General features: G+C 68.5%; 13 protein-coding genes. 7 read left to right on the top strand and 6 right to left on the bottom strand.

Translation table 11 applies throughout. The features are described 5' to 3' along the window. Positions 1-84: 84 nt before the first annotated feature. Positions 85-687 (top strand): DUF4262 domain-containing protein, encoded by a 603-nt coding sequence (locus tag VZC37_RS11920; protein ID WP_330432713.1) that lies wholly within the window; start codon positions 85-87, stop codon positions 685-687. 257 nt (positions 688-944) lie between these two features. After that, the gene (locus VZC37_RS11925; RefSeq protein WP_330432714.1) at positions 945-1,400 is read left to right on the top strand and encodes an SRPBCC family protein; all 456 of its coding nucleotides are present in this window, start codon (positions 945-947) and stop codon (positions 1,398-1,400) included. 137 nt (positions 1,401-1,537) lie between these two features. Here VZC37_RS11925 and VZC37_RS11930 read toward each other — a convergent pair whose 3' ends face one another. Genes VZC37_RS11930 through rplN form a run of 4 tightly spaced genes read right to left on the bottom strand, consistent with a single transcriptional unit; the run spans position 1,538 to position 2,994 of the window. Beyond that, a complete protein-coding gene (locus VZC37_RS11930) occupies positions 1,538-1,723 on the bottom strand; it encodes a type Z 30S ribosomal protein S14 (RefSeq protein ID WP_160900647.1) in 186 nt (61 codons plus the stop codon). Further along, complete coding sequence (gene rplE, locus VZC37_RS11935; protein ID WP_330432715.1) at positions 1,723-2,304, bottom strand: 50S ribosomal protein L5; 582 nt, start codon at positions 2,302-2,304, stop codon at positions 1,723-1,725. The genes VZC37_RS11930 and rplE overlap by 1 nt, the downstream gene beginning before the upstream one ends. 2 nt (positions 2,305-2,306) lie before the next feature. Further along, positions 2,307-2,624 carry a 50S ribosomal protein L24 gene (rplX, locus tag VZC37_RS11940; RefSeq protein ID WP_235724966.1) on the bottom strand — a complete coding sequence of 106 codons (318 nt, stop codon included), beginning with the start codon at positions 2,622-2,624 and terminating at the stop codon, positions 2,307-2,309. 1 nt (position 2,625) lies between these two features. Continuing rightward, positions 2,626-2,994, bottom strand: coding sequence for a 50S ribosomal protein L14 (gene rplN, locus VZC37_RS11945; protein WP_330432716.1), 369 nt, complete (start codon positions 2,992-2,994; stop codon positions 2,626-2,628). A 421-nt stretch (positions 2,995-3,415) separates the two neighbouring features. Between rplN and VZC37_RS11950 the strand changes: the two genes are divergently transcribed. From VZC37_RS11950 to VZC37_RS11965, 4 genes are read left to right on the top strand one after another with little or no spacing between them, the layout of a single operon-like run. Beyond that, entirely contained in the window at positions 3,416-17,233 is a 13,818-nt protein-coding gene (locus VZC37_RS11950; protein ID WP_330432717.1) for a non-ribosomal peptide synthetase, read from the top strand. A 56-nt stretch (positions 17,234-17,289) separates the two neighbouring features. Next, positions 17,290-17,532, top strand: a complete 243-nt coding sequence (locus VZC37_RS11955) for an MbtH family protein (RefSeq protein ID WP_330432718.1) — start codon at positions 17,290-17,292, stop codon at positions 17,530-17,532. Further along, positions 17,510-18,604 (top strand): ABC transporter ATP-binding protein, encoded by a 1,095-nt coding sequence (locus tag VZC37_RS11960; protein ID WP_330432719.1) that lies wholly within the window; start codon positions 17,510-17,512, stop codon positions 18,602-18,604. Before VZC37_RS11955 ends, VZC37_RS11960 begins: the two co-directional genes overlap by 23 nt. Continuing rightward, the gene (locus VZC37_RS11965; RefSeq protein ID WP_330432720.1) at positions 18,604-19,383 is read left to right on the top strand and encodes an ABC transporter permease; all 780 of its coding nucleotides are present in this window, start codon (positions 18,604-18,606) and stop codon (positions 19,381-19,383) included. Before VZC37_RS11960 ends, VZC37_RS11965 begins: the two co-directional genes overlap by 1 nt. Before the next feature lie 182 nt (positions 19,384-19,565). On the opposite strand, the gene VZC37_RS11970 is transcribed toward VZC37_RS11965, so the two are convergent. Further along, entirely contained in the window at positions 19,566-20,372 is an 807-nt protein-coding gene (locus tag VZC37_RS11970) for an anti-sigma factor (protein WP_330432721.1), read from the bottom strand. Beyond that, positions 20,365-20,943, bottom strand: a complete 579-nt coding sequence (locus VZC37_RS11975; RefSeq protein ID WP_330432722.1) for a sigma-70 family RNA polymerase sigma factor — start codon at positions 20,941-20,943, stop codon at positions 20,365-20,367. The genes VZC37_RS11970 and VZC37_RS11975 overlap by 8 nt, the downstream gene beginning before the upstream one ends. 154 nt (positions 20,944-21,097) lie before the next feature. On the opposite strand from VZC37_RS11975, the gene VZC37_RS11980 reads away from it, so the two are divergent. Next, complete coding sequence (locus VZC37_RS11980; protein ID WP_330433133.1) at positions 21,098-22,060, top strand: alpha/beta hydrolase; 963 nt, start codon at positions 21,098-21,100, stop codon at positions 22,058-22,060. Positions 22,061-22,080: the final 20 nt, after the last annotated feature.

Here is a 22,080-nt window from a genome sequence, read left to right on the forward strand (position 1 = left end):
GTCTCCTTCGGTTCGCTTCGAGTCTGATGAACCTGTCGGACCCGCCTGGTCTACTGGATCGCACCTTCGAACAAAGGAGCGAACATGTCGGACCACGCCGCCGCGATCCGGGGGTTGCCGCGCTGGCATCCCGAGCCACTCGTGCAGGACACCCTTCACCGCATACGTGCGTACGGGTGGTCTGTCACCTCGGTGTCAGAGCTGTGCGCCGAGTGCGCAGACGACTGTGAACCACCCGAGTGCGCCTTCGCTTACTCGACCGGACTGACTCTGCATTCGATCCCCGAGCTCATCGTCTACGGTCTCGACGCCGCGACCTCGGCGGCGGTGATCAACGAACTCGGGGATGTGCTCCATCGGTGTGACTGGACCGAACTCGTGCAGGCCGGCACGGAGATCTGCGTCGGCGTGCTGGACGTACCGGTCCGCCTCGTCGAGCTCATCGACAAGGACGACATGAGCATCAGCAACGTTCTGTTCCCCGATGCGCCGGCGCTACAGGTGGTGTGGCCCGACGACTGGGGCCGATTCCCGTGGGATGAGGAGTACGCACTCGAGCCGGTGCATCAACCGGTGAAGGGCGTTCTCCCCGATCCGGAGGTCCGAGTCGTCGGCCCACGCATCATCTCGCGCAGTTACGGGCCGAATCGTCGGGAACGTCGGCGCCGCAAACCGACTGCCGGATAAGAGATACGGCGTGTCCGCGATGGTGGCCGCACGGCCGGACCACCATCGCGGGACCGGTCGGTTCGGTACCCGTGTTTCGGTGTGTGAACGAATCCCTTAGTGAGACAAAGGAATCAGCCGCAGCATCCCTGGATCACTCAGTCGTGAAAGCGTACTCTGAGAGTCGCGCTTCGTCACAGCAGAGTCCGTGCCGTCGAGGGCTTCCTGTCCCGGCACGGCAGATCATCAGCAGGCATCGCATACAAGGGAGACCCCTCATGCCTGAGTCCAGCGCCACAGTCACTCTCGCGCACCCGGCGGACGTCGTCTGGGAATACAACAGCACTCCTGAGCACATCGCGATCATCACACCGGGAACCATCGAGGCGAGGTCGCTCAGCGACGGCCCCCTCGCGGTCGGGTCCCAGTGGGAGGGCAAGACCCGCCTACTCGGCCGCACGGTCGAGTGGCACGGGGAGTTCACCCGCGTCGATGCGGGGAAGGCGACGGAATTCCACAGCACCCGATCCCCGTTCGACTTCACGATCTGGACCGACCTCGAGGAGACACCCGACGGATGTGTGTTCACTTACCGGATCGAATCGGAGTCCGGCCTCGGCGGCGTCTTCGGCAAGATGGCCGACGCCATCGTCAACCGAACCTACCAGCGCTCACTCAGCGCGAGCGTCGAGAGTCTGCCCGACCTTATCGACGACTGGGTCGCCAACCGTTGAACGCGCAACGGCCCCACCTCTCGTCGAGAGGTGGGGCCGTTGACGGTACCCGTAGGATTCGTAGCTGTCACCGACGGACGACGCCGGGGAACACTACGAGATCGGGGATGCAGTCCGCCTGATCGAAATCGCTCAGATCACCAGCTGGACTTCTGCACACCCGGCAGCTCGCCGGCGTGTGCCATGTCGCGCAGGCACACACGGCACAGACCGAACTTGCGGAACACCGAGTGCGGACGGCCGCACTTGTTGCACCGGGTGTAGGCCCGCACGGCGAACTTGGGCTTCTTGTTGGCCTTGTTGACCAGAGCCTTCTTTGCCATCAGTTGTCCTTCACGGAGTTGTCTTTGAACGGGAAGCCCAGGTGACGCAGCAGCGCACGGCCTTCCTCGTCGGTGGTCGCCGAGGTCACGACGGTGATGTCCATACCGCGCGGCCGGTCGATCTTGTCGATGTTGATCTCGTGGAACATCGACTGCTCGTTGAGGCCGAACGTGTAGTTGCCGTTGCCGTCGAACTGGCGGTCCGAGAGGCCACGGAAGTCGCGGATACGCGGAAGCGCGATGGACACGAGACGGTCCAGGAACTCCCACATCCGGTCACCGCGCAGCGTCGCACGGGCGCCGATCGGCATGCCCTCACGCAGCTTGAACTGCGCGATGGACTTGCGGGCGCGCCGGATCTCCGGGCGCTGACCGGTGATCAGCGCGAGGTCCTCGACGGCACCGTTGATGAGCTTGGCGTCGCGGGCGGCGTCACCGACACCCATGTTGACGACGACCTTGACCACGCCGGGGATCTGCATGACGTTGGCGTAGTCGAACTCGGTGTTGAGCGCGTCCTTGATCTCCTCGCGGTAGCGAGTCTTCAGGCGCGGCGGGGTCTTGATTTCTGTAGAAGTCATGATCAGATGTCCTTCCCGTTCTTGCGGGAAATACGGACCTTCTTACCGGATTCCTCGTCCACGCGGTAGCCCACGCGGGTCGGGTTTCCGTCGGAGTCCACGACCATCACGTTCGACACGTGGATCGGGGCTTCCTGGGTCACGATGCCGCCGGAGGATGCGCCACGCTCGTTGGCCGAGGCGGCGGTGTGCTTCTTGATGCGGTTGACGCCCTCGACCAGGACTCGCTGCTCCTGCGGGAAGGCCTGGATGACCTTGCCCTTGGCGCCCTTGTCCTTGCCCGAGATGACGATCACGGTGTCACCCTTGTGCACCTTCATGTCAGATCACCTCCGGTGCCAGCGACACGATCTTCATGAACTTCTTCTCACGCAGCTCACGGCCGACCGGGCCGAAGATGCGGGTTCCGCGGGGATCGCTCTCACCGCGGAGGATGACGGCGGCGTTCTCGTCGAAACGGATGTAGCTTCCGTCCGGACGACGGCGCTCCTTGGTGGTGCGCACGATGACCGCCTTGACGACCTCTCCCTTTTTGACGTTGCCGCCCGGGATGGCGTCCTTGACAGTGGCGACGATGACGTCGCCAATGCCGGCGTAGCGCCGCGAGGAACCGCCCAACACGCGGATGCAGAGGATTTCCTTCGCACCGGTGTTGTCGGCGACCCGCAGGCGAGATTCCTGCTGAATCACTCGTCAATCTCCTTGACCTGGATGTTGATGTCCGCCGGATTGCCGACCCGACGCACACGGTCCGCTGCCCACCGGACACGCGCCTGCCTGGGGTTTTCGTCTTCCGACGGCCATCCCAGTGGGTTCGCGAGCCGATTTGCGGCATGTCAATGCCGCAGGCAACCCCACAAGTGTAGGGGAAACCGCAGGTGGGGACCAAATCCGCGATGCTGTCGGCAGGGCCACCCCGATCCCTGAGGTGCGAGGAGCGCAAGCGACGAGCCACGAAGGGTCGCCCTCACGACAACCTACCCGCGCCCCCGGCATCGGGCGGCAATCGGATCGAGACCAATCTGCGACCTGACGACACGCGAAGCACCCACAGACGGCCAACGTGACCGGCCACCCGGCCGACCGAACCGCCGAGACGAGGGAGGACTGCGTGACCACCGACGACGCCATCCGGACCGACGCCCACACCGATCGGCCCGACACGGCCCGGACCGATGCAGCGCTGCCGATGACCGCTGCGCAACGCGGGATCTACTACGCCCAGCAACTCGAGCCCGAGGTTCCGATGGCGGTTGCGGCGTTCGCCGAGTTCCACGACGACGTCGATGCCGACGTGATGGAGCGCGCCGTCGCGGCGACATGCAGCGAGACCGAGTCGGGTCTGTTGCGTCTCGTCCCCACCGACGACGACGAGCCACGAGTGACCGTCGACCGCACCCGCACTGTTGCGCTGGGTCGCCGGGACTTCTCCGATGGCCCGGACCCGCGCGCGGCCGCGATGGACTGGATCGATCACCATCGAGCCCAGAGCACTGATCTGTTCGGCGACCCGCTGCTGGAAACCCATCTGCTTCGGCTCGGCGACCGTCATCACATCTGGTACTGCTGGGGCCACCATCTGGCGTTCGACGGCTATGCGGCGATGTACATGATGGTGCGGGTCGCACAGCACTACACCGCGATGACGGACGGCAGCGACGTGCCGCCGGCCGACATCGCCTCGATGGCCGACATCGCCGAGTTCGATGCCGAGTACCGCTCGTCGGAGGCGTTCGAGAACGACCAGGCCCACTGGTCGGCCACCCTGCTCGACGAGTCGGGCGAGTTCGCCGAGGTCACGTCCTTGTCGTCGCACACCGCTGCGGCGGCGCCGACCGCGACCGTCCGCGCACACACGCTGCCGGCCGAACTCGTCGCCCGGATTCGCGGGCTCGCCTCCGAACACCGCGTCCGCCCCGCATCGGTGATCACCGCGGCGCTGGCCGCCTATCTCGGGCGGTTGAACGACCGCGACGACACGATGCTGAGCCTGCCGATGGCCGCCCGCGACCGCGACATCCTGCGGACCTCGGCCGGACTCACCTCCAACGTCGTACCGGTGCGGGCCAACCTCGCCGACGACGGTGGCGCGGCGGTCACCGTCGCCGACCTGCTCGGGTCGGTGAACCGCGAGATCAAGCAGGCGGTTGCGCACCAGCGGTTCCGGCACGAGGACATCACGGCTCGAGTTCTGGGCTCCCCCAGCGGTCGACGCGGGTTCTTCGGACCGATGGTCAACGTGATGCTGTTCTTCGAGCACATCGACTTCGGCGAACTGCGCGGTGAACTCAATGTGCTGTCCACCGGACCGGTGGAGGACGCGTCGGTCAACGTCTACGACGGATTCACCGGCGGGATGCGCCTGGATCTGGAAGCCAATCCGAACGTCTACTCCCCGTGGGAGATCCGAACACACCACGAGCGGATCGTCGCCTTCCTCGAGCGCTTCGTCACCGCCGACCCGACGACGCCGGTCGCCGACGTCGATGTCATGGACGACGAGGAAGCCGGAACGATCCGACGCGACACGCACGGCGAGGAGGTCGACCCCGGCGCCACCACGCTTCTCGACCTGCTCGCCGATGCCGCCGGCCGCAACGGCGAGCACTTCGCACTCGTCGACGAGAGCCCTGACACCGACCTCGCGCTCACCTACGCCGAGCTCACCGCGCGCGCCGAAGCGGTCGCCGCCGGGTTACGCGCACGCGGCATCGGACCGGAGAGCGTGGTCGGCGTCGCCCTGCCCCGCAGCATCGACCAGGTGATCGGATTGCACGCCGTCATCCGGGCCGGCGCCGCATTCCTGCCGATCGATCCGCACGAGCCGGCCGAACGACTCACGCACATCCTGATGACGGCACAGCCCGCGCTGATGATCGCCGACGATGCGTTCGTTCCCCCGGTCTCCGCCACGGACACCGAGGTCGTGGGACTCGACGAGTTGTCGACGTCGGGGTCGGCGCTGCGTGAGACCCGCGCGAGTCGCCGGCGGGTGCGCGAGTCGGTGCGCGGCGATCACCCCGCCTACGTCCTGTTCACGTCCGGATCCACCGGGAAGCCCAAGGGCGTCATGATCTCTCACCGGTCGATCGTCAACCGGCTGCTGTGGATGCAGTCACGCTACCCGCTGACCGCAGACGACCGGGTCCTCCAGAAGACACCCGCCACGTTCGACGTGTCGGTGTGGGAGTTCTTCTGGCCGTTGATCTCCGGTGCCACGCTGGTGGTTCCGCGCGCCGACGGACACCGCGATCCCTGGTACCTGCGCGACGCGATCTCCACCCACCGGATCACGACGGTGCATTTCGTGCCGTCCCTGCTGTCGACGTTTGCCGCCGCACACTCCGACGACCAGGGACCGGCACGTTCGGACCTGGCCTCGGTGCGACGGATCTTCACCAGCGGTGAGGCGCTCACCGCGGAGACGGTCGCAGCCGCCGGGACACTGTTCGACGCCCCGATCCACAATCTGTACGGCCCCACCGAAGCGGCGATCGATGTGACGTTCCACGACCGATGCGGCACCGACGCCGTCAACGTTCCGATCGGGTCCCCGGTGTGGAACACCAGCACCCATGTCCTCGATCGCCGCCTGCGGCCGCAACCGGTCGGCGCGATCGGCGAGCTCTATCTCGGCGGTGTGCAACTCGCCCGAGGCTACGTCGATCGGACGGATCTGACCGCCGCGCGTTTCGTCGCGGCCCCGGATGGTGTCGGCAAAAGACTATACCGCACAGGCGATCTCGTCCGCCGTCGCCCCGACGGCGAGCTGGACTATCTCGGTCGCAGCGACTCCCAGGTCAAGATTCGTGGTCAGCGTGTCGAGCTCGGCGAGATCGAGGCCGCGCTCAGCACGTTGCGGGGTGTTCGCGCTGCCGCCGCGCTCGTCCGCGACGACCTCCTCGCCGACTCCGACGCGATCGCCGGCTATGTGATCGGCAACGACGACCTCCACGACCGCAACCTACGCACCGAACTCGCCGACCGGCTACCCGAGCACATGGTCCCGACGGCCGTGATGGTGCTCGACGACCTGCCCACCACCGCCAACGGCAAACTCGATCGTCGCGCCTTGCCGGCGCCGCAACGGCCGGTCGGCACCGACCGCGTCCCACCGGAGACGCCGTTGCAGGAGTTGGTGGCCGACACCGTCGCCAACGTCGTCGGTGCCACCGACATCTCGATGTCGGACAGCTTCTTCGACCTCGGCGGCAACTCGCTGTCGGCGACGCGGGTGTCCGCGCGCCTGTCCCGGGCGACCGGTCGACGGGTGGGCATCCGAACCATCTTCGACGCCGCCGACATCGCCGACATCGCCACCGCGCTGCGCGATCTGGGTGTGTCCGACACCGTCGACCGGACCACCCGCGCCGATGAGGCCGAGGCGTCCACCGCAGCGGCGCCGACGGGACCGGTACCGCTGTCACCCGCGGCCACGCGGCTGTGGCTGACCAACCGGATGGACACCACCGATGCGGCCACCTACAACATCCCGTTCACGGTGCGCCTGGTGGGACGGCTCGACACCGACGCACTCACCGCGGCGCTGCGCGACGTCGTCACGCGTCACGAACCGCTGCGGACCCGTGTCGTCGAGGTGGCCGGCAGCCCGTACGCCGACGTGATCGACCCCGCCGACGTCGATCTGCAGATCCCCGTCCTGACCGCCGACGACGCGGGGCCGGTCGGCGACTTCGCTTCGGCCCCATTCGATCTGGTCCGGGACATGCCGATCCGGGCACGCATCGTCACCACCGGCGACGACGATCACCACCTCACCGTCGTGATCCATCACATCGCCGCCGACGGCTGGTCGCTGGCACCGCTGGCCGGCGATCTGGCGCACGCCTACCGCGCCCGCCGCGACGGCACCGCCGGGGATCTCGAACCGCTACCGCTGACCTACTCGCAGGTCAGCGCGCGCCGCCACGCGGAACTCGAGAGAACCGCCGACGACGATCTCGCGTTCTGGACCGACGAACTCGCCGGTCTTCCCGGCGAGACGGAGCTGCCGTTCGACCGGCCGCGCCCCCGCGTATCAGATGCGGCCGGCGGTACCGTGCACACCGGTGTCGACGCGGCCACTCACCGCCGGATCCGCGACATCGCCGACGACCACGACTCGACGGTCTTCATGGCGTCGCACGCCCTGGTCGCCGCCCTGTTGCGCACCATGGGCCGCAGCTCCGACATCGCGGTCGGCACACCGGTGTCCGGGCGTGGCGATCCGGAGGCCGATGCGATGGTCGGCATGTTCGTCAACACCGTCGTGCTGCGCACCGACGTCTCCAAAGACGGCTCGTTCACCGACCTTCTGGCACACGTCCGCGACCGTGATCTCGCCGCGTTCGACCATGCCGACCTACCCTTCGACCGACTGGTCACCGAACTCAACCCGCAGCGCGGGAACACCCATCCGTTGTTCCAGGTGTCGGTCGCCGTCGAGGACAGCACCGCGATCGACCTCGAGTTCGCCGACCTCTCGGCCACGGCATCCCGGATCGACACCGGACACACCAAGTTCGATCTGCAGTTCACGTTCACCGAACATCACTCCGCCGACGGCGGCCCGGGTGGAATCGCGATCGAGATTGGCTATGCCGCAGCACTGTTCGACCGGTCGACGGTCACCGCGGTCGCGGCGCGGCTGCGTCGGCTGATCCGCGCGGTCGCCGACGACCCGTACGTCGTGATCGGCGACGTGTCCCTGCTCGAGCCGGTCGAGCGTCTCGACCTCGTGCCCGCGGTCGGCGCCGGAGGGCGCCCGGTGGCACACCTGACGCGGATTCTGGCGGCTGCCGCGAACGCGGAGCCGCAGCGCTCGGCCGTCACCGACGGCACCCGCACGCTGACCTACCGTTCGCTCGACGAAACGGCCAACCGGCTGGCACGCCTGCTGATCGCGCACGGGGCCGGTCCGGAACGCTTCGTCGCCGTATCGATGCCGAGAGGCGTCGACTGGATCGTGACGCTGTGGGCCGTCGCCCGGACCGGGGCCGCATGGGTGCCGGTCGATCCGGAATACCCGTCGGAGCGCATCGACTTCATGATGACCGACTCCGGCGCGGATCTGGTGATCACCGACCGCGTCAGCGATCCGGGCGTGCAGACCGCCACGACACTCCGGCTCGACGACGACGCCGTCGTCGCCGAACTGGACCGACTCTCGCCCACCCCGCTCGCCGACGACGAGCGCCTCGGACCGCTCGACGTCGACCATCCCGCCTACCTGATCTACACATCGGGGACCACGGGCCGACCGAAGGGGGTCGTGGTCAACCATCGCGGCATCGCCGACTTCGCCGCCGAAGAGGTACGCGCCTTCGGCCTCGGTCCCGACAGCCGCACCCTGCAATTGGCGTCCCCCAGCTTCGACGCGTCGGTGCTCGAACTGCTGATGGCGGTGTCGGCAGCGGCGACGATGCATATCGCGCCGCCCGGTGTCGTCGGCGGAAACGAGCTGGCCGAGTTCCTCCGGGTGCGGCGCATCACCCACGCGTTCCTCACACCGTCGCTACTGACCACAATGGAGCCCGATCAGCTGCCCGAGCTGCGCACGCTGGTCATCGGTGGTGAACATCCCAATCCCGAGGTCGTCCGCCGGTGGTCGGCGGGTCGTGCGCTGTTCAACGCGTACGGCCCGACGGAGACAACCGTCGTCGCGACGATGTCGGGCGACATCGACCCCACCGACGAGGTGCTGACCATCGGCCGCCCGATCCGGGGTATCGCCGCGATGGTGCTCGACGAACGTCTGCAGCCGGTCGCACCGGGCGCGGTCGGCGAACTCTACATCGCCGGGCCGCACCTGGCCCGGGGCTACCACGGAGTTCGGCCGCTGACGTCAAAGCGGTTCGTGGCCAACCCCTTCGGCGACCCAGGTGACCGCATGTACCGCACCGGTGACCTGGCGCGGTGGACGGGCGACACAGCGGCCCCCGCCGGTCGCCGGTTGGAGTTCCGCGGCCGCGCCGACCACCAGATCAAGATCCGCGGACACCGCATCGAACTAGGTGAGATCGACGCCGCGCTGGTCACCGACGACGTCGTCGCGGCCGCCGTCACCACCACCCATGGCCCGGCCGCCGAGGCACGCCTGGTCGCGTACGTCACGAGAAGCGACGCCGCCCGCGGCTCCGACGGTGAACTCGTTGCAGCGGTGCGTGATCGACTCGGCGGCCGACTGCCCCGGCACATGATCCCGTCGGCCATCGTCGTGCTCGACGAGATCCCCACGACGCCCATCGGCAAGGTCGACATGCGCGCCCTCCCCGACCCGGGACCCGTGGTCGACGCCGGGACCCGATTCGTGGCGCCGCAGACGGCGGCAGAGCAAGCGGTCGCCGCCCTGTTCGCCGAGCATCTCGACGTCGACGGCACCGATGTCGGGCGCGATCACGACTTCTTCGATCTCGGCGGCAACTCGCTGTCGGCGACGCAGCTCCTCTCCGGGCTCGAGGAGATCGCCGGCCGTCGAATCTCGGTGCGCGACATCTTCGAACATCCGTCCGTGGCGGCACTGGCGCGCCTCGCCGGTGGCACATCGACGGAAACCGTCGGTGCGGCCGAGGCGGTCCGCGGGTTGACACCGTTGCGACACGATCCGGACACCGAGGTGGCCCCCGGGCCGGCCCAGCAGCAGTTGTGGTTCCTGAACCGGCTCGCACACTCCGAGTCCGCCGACGGGGCCGCCGACGGGGCCGCGCAGCCGACGTCCTCGGCGAGCGCGTACAACATCGCGTTCGCGCTCGATCTCCGCGGCGAGCTCGACGTCGACGCGCTGTCGGGGGCCGTACTGCACGCGGTGGCGCGGCATGAGCCGCTGCGCACCGTCTATCCCGACCGCGACGGACTTCCCGAAATGGACGTCCGTCCCGCCGGGGATGTCGTCGCACCCCTCGTCGCGCAGGCAACCGACCTGTCCGGATGGCGCACCGAATCCCGCCGGCTCGCGACGGCCGGGTTCGACCTCACGACCGAGGCGCCGTTGCGGATCGTGTTGCACCGCATCGTCGGCGCGGGGGCCGAGTCCGGCGCCGATGATGCCGGGCCACACCACAAGCTGACCATCGTCGTGCATCACATCGCCGCCGACGGTTGGTCGATGACGCCACTGGCGCGTGACATCGCCGGGGCCTATGCGGACCTGCGCCACGGTCGATCACCAGGCCAGGAACCGCTGTCGGTCGGCTACCGCGACTATCTGCGGTGGCAGGCCGAGAACCTCGGGGTCGACCCCGCACGCGGGCTGTCGATCCAGCCCGGACACGACCACACCGAAGACGGGCCGGACGGCACGCGACAGGCCGAGCTCGCCGCATGGTGGCGACGCGAACTCGACGGGATCGACGCCGCCCCCGCCCTGCTCCCCGACCGACCGGACCCCGCCACAGCCGCCACCACCGGCGTCGTCGAAGTGGAGTTCGGCACCGATCTGCGTGCTCGGCTGCGGGACCTGGCCGACGGCCAGGCAACCGAATTCATGGCTGTGCACGCCGTCTTCGCCGCGCTGCTGCGGCGCCTGCACTCCGATCCCGACGTGCATGTGGGTGGCGACGCCGCCGACATCGTCATCGGCACGCCCGTCGCGGGACGCAACGATCCCCGGTTGTCCGACCTGGTGGGAATGTTCGTCAACTCGGTGGTGCTGCGCACCCCGGTCGACGGGTCGGTGTCCTTCGGCGAGCTGCTCGACACGGTGCGTCGCAGCGACCTCGAAGCCCTGTCACAGTCCGACCTTCCGTTCGAGCAGGTCGTCGCAGCGGTCAATCCTCCTCGCACCGACCGTCATCCGCTGTTCGGCATCGTGCTCGCCTTCGACGCCGACGCCGACGACGGCCCGACGGCCGGTCATCGGATCGGACTCGACGGACTGCAGGTGACCCCGGAAGAGGTCGAGACGGGTTCGGCACGGTTCGACCTCGAGCTGCGCATCCGCGGCGACCGCGCCCGGTTCACCTATGCCGGCGACGTGTTGAGCCGCGCCCGGGTGCAGACCATCGCCGACGCCTTCGTCTCGCTGGCCTGGCAGGTCGTCGCCGATCCCGATCGACGCATCGATGACCACACCGTGGTCACCCGCCGCGCCGCCATCGCCGAGGCCGCCACCCGGCCACGCCATCTCGCCGACATTCTCGAGGCCGCCGCCGATCGGCACCCGGACCGGATCGCCGTCGAGAACGGCCGGGACACCATCACCTACCGTGACCTCGACCGGCGCGCCGACACGTGGGCCCGCCACATGACCGGATTGGGGATCGGCACCGACGACGTCATCGGGGTGGCCCTCGAACGATCGGTCGACTCGGTGACCGCGGTGTGGGCGGTCGCGAAGGCCGGTGCTGCGGCCCTGCCGATCGATCCGGGATATCCTGCCGAACGGGTCGCCCACATGCTCGAGGATTCCGGCGCACTTCTCGGCATCACCGCCGCGGAACGCTTCGGCGAACTGCCCCAACATATCTGGTGGGTGAGCCCGGCGACACTGGACGCCGGCGCCACCCGGTCGACCCGCGACCGTACGCGGCCCGGTCATCTCGACAGCACCGCATACGTCATCTACACCTCCGGATCCACCGGTGCACCCAAGGGTGTCTCGGTCCCCCATCGCGGGCTTGCCGGGTTCGCCGCCGAGCAGACCGCCCGTCACGGTGTCACCGCGGACAGCCGCACCCTGCACTTCGCGTCGCCGAGCTTCGACGCGGCGATGCTCGAGCTGCTGCTCGCCGTCGACGCGGGCGCGACGATGGTCATCGCGCCGCCGACCGTGTACGGCGGCGACGAACTGACCGACCTGCTCGCCGACAAGGCGGTGACCCACGCCTTCATCACGCCCGCCGCGCTGGCCGCCGCCGCACCCCGCGACCTACCGGCCCTGGAGACCGTGGCGGTGGGCGGCGAGGCATCACCGCCGGAGGTCGTCGCGCGGTGGGCACCCGGACGCCGCTACCTGAACTGCTACGGCCCCACCGAGACCACGATCGTCTCCACGATGTCGGACCCGTTGTCGCCGGACGATGAAATCACCATCGGCACCCCCGTCGACGGCATGACCGCATTCGTGCTCGATCACCGCCTCCGCCCGCTGCCCGAACGTGTGCCCGGCGAGCTCTACCTGACCGGACCCGGCGTGGCGCGTGGCTACGTGAACCGCACCGACCTCACCGCGACCCGATTCGTCGCGGCCCCGGCCGGCGGCGGCGCGGTCATGTACCGCACGGGCGACATCGTCAGCCGGCGGCCCGACGGTGCACTGATCTACCACGGCCGCAGCGACAACCAGGTCAAGGTTCGGGGCTTCCGGATCGAGCTGGACGAGGTGTCGTCCGCACTCGGTCGCCATCCCGCCGTCGACTGGTCGACCACCCTGGTCTCCGGCAGCGGCGCCGACGCCGTCCTCGCCGGCTATGTCACGCTGCATGCGGATCTGGCGGCGGCCGACCGACCGGACGGAACCGAGATCGTGAACGCGATCCGCGGCCGTCTGCCCGCGCAGATGGTTCCGGCGTCGGTGACGGTGATCGACGCGATCCCGTTGACTTCGAACGGAAAGCTCGACCGCAAGGCGTTGCCCACGCCGACCATGACGGCCCGACCACGGGCGGGCCGCACACCACACACGCGGGCCGAACACGTTGTCGCACAGGTGTTCGCCGACGTTCTCGGCCATGATGACGTCTCCGCCGACGACGACTTCTTCGCACTCGGCGGCACGTCGCTGCAGGCGACCACCCTCACCAGCCGCCTCAATCACGTGCATCGCGGCGAACCGCTACGGGTACGGGCTGTCTTCGACCATCCCACGGTGGCCGATCTCGCCGGCCGCATCGATCCCGTCGAGCAGACCTCTGGCGATCACGAGACAGCAGTTCCGACGACATCTTCCGGAGTCCGATTCACCGAGCGCCCGTCCGTCGTACCGCTGGCACCGGTACAGCGCCGCCTCTGGTCGCTGACCCGCGCCGTTCCGGATTCCGCGCAGTACACGATCCCGTTCGCCTTGCGGCTCACCGGCGAACTCTCGGTCGAGGCCGTGCACGGCGCCCTGGTGGACGTCGTCTCCCGGCACGCCGCGCTCCGGACCGTGTACCCGGTGCGCGACGGTCAGCCGGTCGGCGTCATCCTCGACGACGCCGAGGACGTGGTCGGTGCACTGCGCGTGCACCGCCACGCGGACCCGGCCGGTGTCGCCGACGAGATCGCCCGTCGCCCGTTCGATCTGACCGAGGACGCGCCGCTGCGCGTGGCCCTCGTCGCAGCAGACCATGACGAGCACGTGCTCGTCATGTCGATCCACCACATCGCCGCCGACGGTGCGTCACTGCCCGTGCTCGTCGGTGACCTGATGACCGCCTATCGCGAACGCCTCGCGGGCCGCACCGAGCCGTGGCAGCCCGCCGAGGTCGACTTCCGCGACTATGCGCACCACATGGCGGCGCAGGAGACGTCACGCGACGACATCGGCTACTGGGTCGAACGGCTCGCCGATGCCCCGGCGGAGACCACGCTCCCGCCGACGATCCCCAACACCGAGACCCACAGCACTGACACCGACGGCACCGACACCGACACAGATCGGGGTGCCTCGATCACGGTGGCGATCGACGACGACATCCGCGACGGACTCGCGCGTTTCGTCGGCGACCACCGCACCACCCCGTTCTCGGCGCTGCACTGCGCGCTGGCGATCCTGTTGCACCGCATGGGGGTGGGCAGTGACGTGGTGTTGGGCACCCCGGTTGCCAACCGTTCGCCCGGCGCGGGCATCGGGGCGGACTACTCGCAGGTGGTCGGGATGTTCGTCAACACCCTCGCGCTGCGCACCCGGATCACCCCGGATCACAGTGTCGCCGACCTGATCGCCGAGGTCCGTGACGACGATCTGGCGGCTCTCGATCACCGCGACCTCCCGTTCGACGACGTGGTGAGCGAACTGAACCCGCCACGCGAGGTGGGCCGGCACCCGCTGTTCCAGGTGGCGTTGTCGGTCCACGACTTCGCCGACGGCATCGACGGCGAGTCCCTGCCCGTCGACGATTCCCTCGTGGCCGAGATGTCGGAGATCGACAACGGCACGGCCAAGTTCGATCTGCAGTTCACCGTCACCGGGATGAGTTCCGACGCGGGCGGAGCCGCGGTCGAGGTCTCCTACGCCGCCGACCGCTACGGCCGTGACGACGTCGAGATGCTGATCACCCGCCTGATGCGGGTGCTGCGGGCGATGATGTGCGATCCACAGCGCACTGTCGGCGACATCCGCGTCACCGATCCGCTCGAGGTCGCACGACTGTGCCCCGGCAACGGGCCCGCGGCAGCGACACCGGTCACCTTCGGTGAGCTGCTCGACGAGGCGGTCCGGCGCAACCCGACCGGTCTGGCCGCCGTCACCGAGCACGCATCGATCACCTACGCCGAGCTCGATGCCCGCGCCAACCGGCTCGCGCGGCTGCTGCTGGGACGCGGAATCGGCTCGCACCCCGACGATGTGGCCGAACCGGTGGTCGCGATGGCCGTTCCGCGATCCATCGACGCGCTGGTGGCCATCTGGGCGATCGTCCGGACCGGAGCGGCATACGTACCGGTCGACCCGACCTATCCGGCGGACCGGATCGCTCACATGCTCGACGACAGCGGGGCGCGACTGCTGATCACGACCGAGGACGCCCGGTCCGCGGTGGACACCGGGACCCCCACCCTCGTTCTCGACGACGCGGCTGTCCGCACACGTCTCGGGCACTCGTCGCCGGCCCCGCTCCGGGCGCATGAGCTGCCCGCGCCGATCCGGACCGACCAGCTCGCCTACATGATCTACACGTCCGGCTCGACCGGACGTCCGAAGGGCGTGCTGGTCCCGCACTCCGGGCTGACCGCGGTGCGTGACGAACTCCGGAATCGTCTCGCGCCCAACATGTCCTCGCGGGTGCTGCACTTCGCTTCCCCCAGCTTCGACGCCTCGGTGCTGGAGTTCCTGATGGCGGCGGCCGGTGCGTCGACACTCGTCGTCGCGCCGACCGATGTGTATGGCGGCGCGCCGCTCGCCGATTTCATCGACCGGCACGGGGTGACGCACGCGTTCATCACCCCGGCGGCGGTGGCGACCATGGATCCCCACGCGGTCCCCACGCTGCAGGCACTCGCCATCGGCGGTGAGGCATTCGGCCCCGAGTTGGTGCGACGCTGGGCACCCGGACGGAGCGTGATCAACGTGTACGGCCCCACCGAGACGACCGTGATCACCACCGGCAGTGCGGAACTGAGCGCCGACACCGAGCTCACCATCGGCACCCCGAACAACGGGGTCGGTGCGATGGTGCTGGACGAGCGGCTGCATCCCGTCCCACCTGGAGTGACCGGAGAGTTGTACCTGGTCGGTGATCAGGTCACTCGCGGCTACCACCGACGACCGCAGCTGACCTCGACCCGGTTCGTTCCGGCCCCGATGGTCGCCGGCCCGGATCGTGCAGGTCGTCGGATGTACCGCACCGGTGACCTGGTCAGCTGGACCGCCGATGGCCGGCTCCGCTACGTCGGCCGAGGCGACAACCAGGTGCAGGTGCGTGGTTTCCGCGTCGAGCTCGGGGAGATCGACGAGGCACTGGCCTCCCGGCCCACCGTCGATTTCGCCGCGACCATCGTCGACGGCGGGAATGCCGACGGGGCCGCCGCCACGATCCGCAGCTATGTCACGGCCGCGGATCGTGCCGACATCGATCCGGAGGCACTGCGGCGGGAACTGTCCGCACTCCTGCCGCGCCACATGATCCCGTCGTCGATCACCGTGCTCGACGAGATCCCGCTGACCCCGGTCGGCAAACTGGATCGGCGGGCCCTGCCGGAACCGGATGTCGCGGCCCGATCGCGCGCACCGAGGTCGGGCGCGGAGTCCACCGTGGCCGCGGTGTTCGCCGACGTGCTCGGCATCGATGTCGCCGCGGTCGGCGCCGAGGACGGGTTCTTCGACCTGGGCGGCAATTCGTTGATGGCGACCACGGTCACCGCGAAGTTGGCGGAGCTGTCGGGCCGCGACATCAGTGCCGGAACCCTTTTCGGCGCACCGACTCCCGCCGAACTCGCCGCCGTCCTCGACGACGAGACCGGCGCTCAGGGAATGGCCGACGTCGACCCGTTCGCCACCCTGCTGCCGTTGCGTCGGCCGTCCGCCCAGACCGATGCGGACACGGACATCCCGCTGTTCGTCATCCACCCGGCCATCGGCCTGTCGTGGAGCTTCACCTCCCTGCTGCCGCACATACAGCCGGGCCGACCGGTCTACGGCCTGCAGAACCCGATGCTGTCGGGCGGTCCGCAACCGCGGTCCGTTCCCGAGCTCGCCGCCCGATACATCGAGCACATCCGGACGGTGGCGCCGTCCGGGCCGTACCGGCTGCTCGGGTGGTCGCTGGGCGGATTGATCGCCCAGGAGATGGCGGTGGCATTGAGCGAGGCCGGGGAGGTCGTCGACGAACTGACATTGCTCGACTCGTTCGTCGTCGCCGACCGCCCTGGTTTCGACGAAACCCCGTCGGTCGCCGAACTGCTGGCCGAGTTCGGTCTGCAGACAGAGGTCGCCGACGGGACCGAACCGAGCATCGACGAGGCATGGGACGCCGTCCGCGGTGCCGGCGGGCCCTTGGCCGGGCTGGGCCGCGACGAGTTCGAAGCCGTGCACCGCACCTTCCTCGCCGCCACCGGGCTGGCCGCCGACTGGCGGCCACGGACCTATGACGGCGACGCGGTGTTCGTGACGGCCGCCGCCGACCCGCCGCCGGGCGGACGGGCGATCGGTGACTGGGCGGGCCGGATCACCGGGACCATCACCGAGGTGACGGCGGACTGCAGTCACGCCCGGATGCTGCTTCCCGAGAACGTGATCGGATATTCCGCCGTTCTCGACCGATCTGCGGGACCCGGCCAGACGAACGACATGTGAGAGACATTCCGACAGAGATGTTCACGGACAGAGATGTTTACCGATAGGGAGGATCGATGACCAACCCGTTCGACAACACCGAAGGTGTGTTCCTGGTGCTCGTCAACGCCGAGAACCAGCACTCGCTGTGGCCCGAGTTCGCCGCCGTGCCCGACGGCTGGTCGGTGGTGTTCGGCCCGGCAGGCCATGACGAGTGCCTGACCTACGTCGAGGAGAACTGGCGGGACATGCGTCCCGCGAGCCTGATCCGGGCGATGGAGGGGAGTGAACACGTCCATGGGACGACACGCGATGCCTGAGCAAACCGCCGACGTCGCGCTCCGCCTCGACGGGGTGTGCAAGACCTTCCGATCGGGGGTGACCGGACGCGGACCACGGGTGAACGCGCTGTCCGGAATCGATCTCACCGTGCGATCCGGGACGGTGCATGCCCTCCTCGGACCGAACGGGGCCGGTAAGACCACCACGGTGCGCGCCGTCGCCACCCTGATGCGACCCGACTCCGGATCCGTCGTCGTCGACGGCGTGGATGCCCTTGCCGAACCCGACCGGGTGCGGGAGATGATCGGGGTGTCCGGGCAATACGCCGCGGTCGACGGAAATCTCACCGGCTTCGAGAACCTGCGGATGGTTGCCCAACTCTACGGCCACCGTCGCCGCGCGGCGGCCAAGCGGGCGCGGGCGATGATCGCCGACCTCCGCCTCACCGACGCCGCCGACCGGCCCATGCGGACCTATTCGGGCGGGATGCGACGTCGACTGGACCTGGCCGGCGCCCTCATCAACGAGCCGTCGCTGGTGATTCTCGACGAACCCACCACGGGACTCGACCCGCGCGGCCGCCGCCAGATGTGGGAGGTCATCACCGAGCAGGTCGCAGCCGGCACCACCGTCTTGCTGACCACCCAATACCTCGAGGAGGCCGATGCGCTGGCCGACGAGATCACCGTGATCGATCGCGGCACGGTCCGCGCCCGAGGCACCGCCGCCGAGCTGAAAGCCACGACAGCACAATCGATCCTGACGATCGAGGTGGCGGGTGACGGCGACGACGCCCGAGTCGGGGCTGCACTGGCCGAGGTCGGACTCGGTGCGCCGCACCGTGTCGACTCCCGGACCTGGTCCGTGGCTGTCACCGACGGCTCCCGCAGCGCCGTCGCGGCGGTGCGGGTGTGCGACGGGCTCGGCATCGACGTGGTCGACGCGACGGTGAGCACACCCACGCTCGACGACGTGTTCCTGGAGATCACCGGACGTGCGGAGTCGAGCACGGCATCCGGGCCCGATGGGAACGGGGACGACGAGAACGGGGACGACGAAGGTCCCACCGCCACCCCCGACCGCGGGACCGAGCGATTGGAGCGCGTCTGATGTTCGCCGACACCGCTGTCATCATCGAACGAAACCTGTTGACCGTCCGCCGTATCCCGACGCTGCTGATCAGCGCGACCATCCAACCGCTGATGTTCGTCTTCCTGTTCGCCTACGTGTTCGGGGCGACGTTCGGCGGCGGCTCCTACCGTGAGTTCCTGATGGCCGGCATCTTCACGCAGACCGTCGTCTTCAACGCCGCCATCACCACCGTCGGACTCGCGAACGACATGTCCGACGGCATCATCGACCGCCTACGATCGTTGCCGATGTCACGTCTGGCGGTGATCGCCGGCCGGGTGAGCTCCGACATGCTGCTCGGCGTCCTCGGACTCGCCGTGATGGTGGCGTGCGGACTCGCGATCGGCTGGCGGGTCCGCGGCAGCGCTCTCGACGCGGCGATCGCCTTCGGCATCATCGTCCTGTTCGCCCTCGCGATGGCGTGGGTGGGAGCGGTGACCGGGCTGGCCGCACCGAACGTCAATGTGGCACAGAGCATCGGCTTTCTGTGGATGTTCCCCGTGACATTCCTGTCGAGTGCGTTCATCTCGGCGCAGAGCCTGCCCGGATTCCTACGGCCGATCGCCGAATGGAATCCGGTGACCGCAGTCGCCACGGCCTGCCGACAGAAGTTCGGCAACCCGTCACCCCCGGACTTCCCGGCCCCGTCCGGGTGGGTCGCCGAGCATGCCGTCGGCTATTCGATCGGCACCAGTCTGGCCATCCTCGCCGTGTGTATCCCGTTGTCGCTGATCCTGTATCGGCGGTCGACGAACTGACCCCGGGGTCTCGATACGCCACTCACTCCGTTCGCGGCTACTCGACCAACGGAAGGGGCAACGCCCCCCGCCGGTTGAGTAGCGACGTGCGAGCCTGCGAGCCCGACCCCAACCGCTGGTTGAGTAGCGACGTGCGAGCTTGCGAGCCCGACGCGTATCGAAACCCGCCGCACCCGAGCAGATTACAGTGCCACCTGCGCAAGGATCGGTGTCGTCGGTTGCGGTGAGCCACCTGCCGGCTCGACGGTGACGGCGAGAACCGTTGCCGAACCCAGGTTCTCGACGACGGTCGGCGAATCGCCACCGCCCGACGGGATCAGCCCGGCCGACACCGGCTGCTCCTCGTCGGCGACCAGCCAGAGCTGGAACTCGCGGTCTGCCGGGATCGGGTTGTCGAGATCTCTCAGCAGAGCCACCGCCTGGTCGGTCTCCCGCGAGGTCACCACCGAGATGGTGCCCCGATCGTCTTGCAGTTCCTGCGCCGAGAGTTGCGCGTCGGGCGCGGACAGCACGTCGAGCACCTGCTGTTGGGCCGCGGTCACCGTCGGCGCTGCGGGTTCGGGTGCCGTTCCGCGACCGATCAGCACGCCCGCGCCGAGAGCGACCACAACGGCCACCGCGGCGGCGGCGACGATGGCGGCTCGGCTGCGTCGACGGGCCCGGTCGATCGGGATCGCCGCGGGCACATCGCCGTCGTCGACTCGGTCCGGCACCCCACCGCCGTCCGGCCGAGTGCTTTCGCGACCGCCGGGCGTGGTGAAGACATGATCGAGCACGCGGTCGCGCAGGTCGGCCGGGGCGTCGACCGCGTAGGAGCTCGCCAGATCGGCCATCGCCGCGCGGGTCTCGGCGATACGGGCGTCATAGATGCGACGTTCGACGTCGGTCAGGCCGCGGAGTTCTTGCTCCACGCGTTCATATTCCGCGGGCGGCAGCACCGCCACGGCATACAGTTCGATGTGGTCGTCGAGCCAGTCGGTATCAGGCATACTCACGACCCCTCAGACAGTTGCGGAGTTTGCGCAGGCCGTCGCGGATGCGCGTCTTGATGGTGGGCAGCGGCGTCGACATGTGTTCGGCCACCTCGGGATACGTCAGCCCACCGAAGTACGACATCTCGATGCTGTCGCGCTGCAGGTCACTGAGCCGGTTGAGGCACGTCCGGAGCTCTACGCTCTCCTCGCGCTCCACCACGATGTCGAGCGGCACGGAACCCGGTGGCGCCTGGTTGCCGGACTCGTATTCCGTCGCCTTGCGACTGTGCAGTTCCTCCGAGCGCACCCGGTCCACCGCGCGACGGTGCGCGATGGTCATCATCCAGCTGATGACGGTTCCGCGCCCGGGGTGGTACTGGTCGGCTTTCTGCCAGAACTGCAGATACGCCTCCTGGACGACTTCCTCGGCATAGTTGCGGTCACGCACGATGCGCAGGGCGAGTCCGTAGATCCGCGCGCTGGTGAGGTCGTACAGACGGGTGAATGCGACCCGATCACCGATCGCCGAATCCGCGAGCAGGGTACGCAGGAGTTCGGGATCGTTGGCCGCCCCCGGGGATGTCATCCCTCCACGGTAGCCAACACCGCGTGCCACAGGCCGGATCGCTTCGCGATGCGGTCTCAGGAACGGCCGTTACACTTGGACAGCCGCGCACGGAGTGGGAACGGATTGGGGCATCGTGGGGAGACATCAGCGTCTGATCGCCGGGGTGTTGGCGATGGTCGCCGCCATCGTCGGAACATGGGTCGCCGGCGCCGGGACGGCGTCGTCGGCACCGGCGTCACGGATCGTGAGTTCCTATGACGACGACCCGCAGCAGGTCACGCTGGTCGTGTACTCCGCGTCGATGAACGAGAACATCCCCGTCACCGTGCTCACACCACGTGACCGTTCCCGGCCGAGCCCCACACTGTATCTGCTCAACGGGGCAGGTGGCGGTGAGGACTCCGCGACGTGGGAGGCACGGACGGATTACAAGGAGTTCTTCGCCGACGAGGATGTGTACGTGGTGACGCCCGTCGGCGGCGCGTTCTCGTATTACACCGACTGGCAGCGCGATGATCCGGTCCTCGGCCGCAACCAGTGGCAGACCTTCCTGACCGAGGAACTGCCACCGCTCATCGACGAACGCTTCAACACGACCGGACGCAACGCCGTGGCCGGGATCTCGATGGCCGGCACCACGGTCTTCAATCTCGCCATCGCGGCACCGGGCCTCTACCGATCGGTCGCGGGATTCAGCGGTTGCGCCCGCACCAGTGATCCGCTCGGCCAGCAGTACATCCGATTCGTCGTCGCCGATCGTGGCGGGGGCGACCTCGAGAACATGTGGGGCCCGATGAACGGTCCCGGCTGGCGCGCGAACGATCCGTATCTGAATGCGGAGAAGCTCCGCGGCACCAAGATCTACATGACGTCGGGCACCGGACTTCCCGGGACGCACGAGCGCCTCGAGGACCCGTTCGTCGACGGCGATCCGTTCTTCCTCGCCAATCAGGCGGTGCTCGGTGGGGTCATCGAGGTCGCCATGGACCAGTGCTCGCGGCAGATGGCGGGCCGGCTGGCCGAACTCCGCATCCCCGCCGACGTCACGTTCCGCAACACGGGCACCCACTCATGGGGCTACTGGCAGGACGACCTGCACACCACCTGGCCGAAGATCGAGCGCGATCTGCGCTGACCCGGCACGCACTCGCCGCC

It is taken from the genome of Gordonia sesuvii (assembly GCF_036350415.1).
GTDB lineage: Bacteria > Actinomycetota > Actinomycetes > Mycobacteriales > Mycobacteriaceae > Gordonia > Gordonia sesuvii.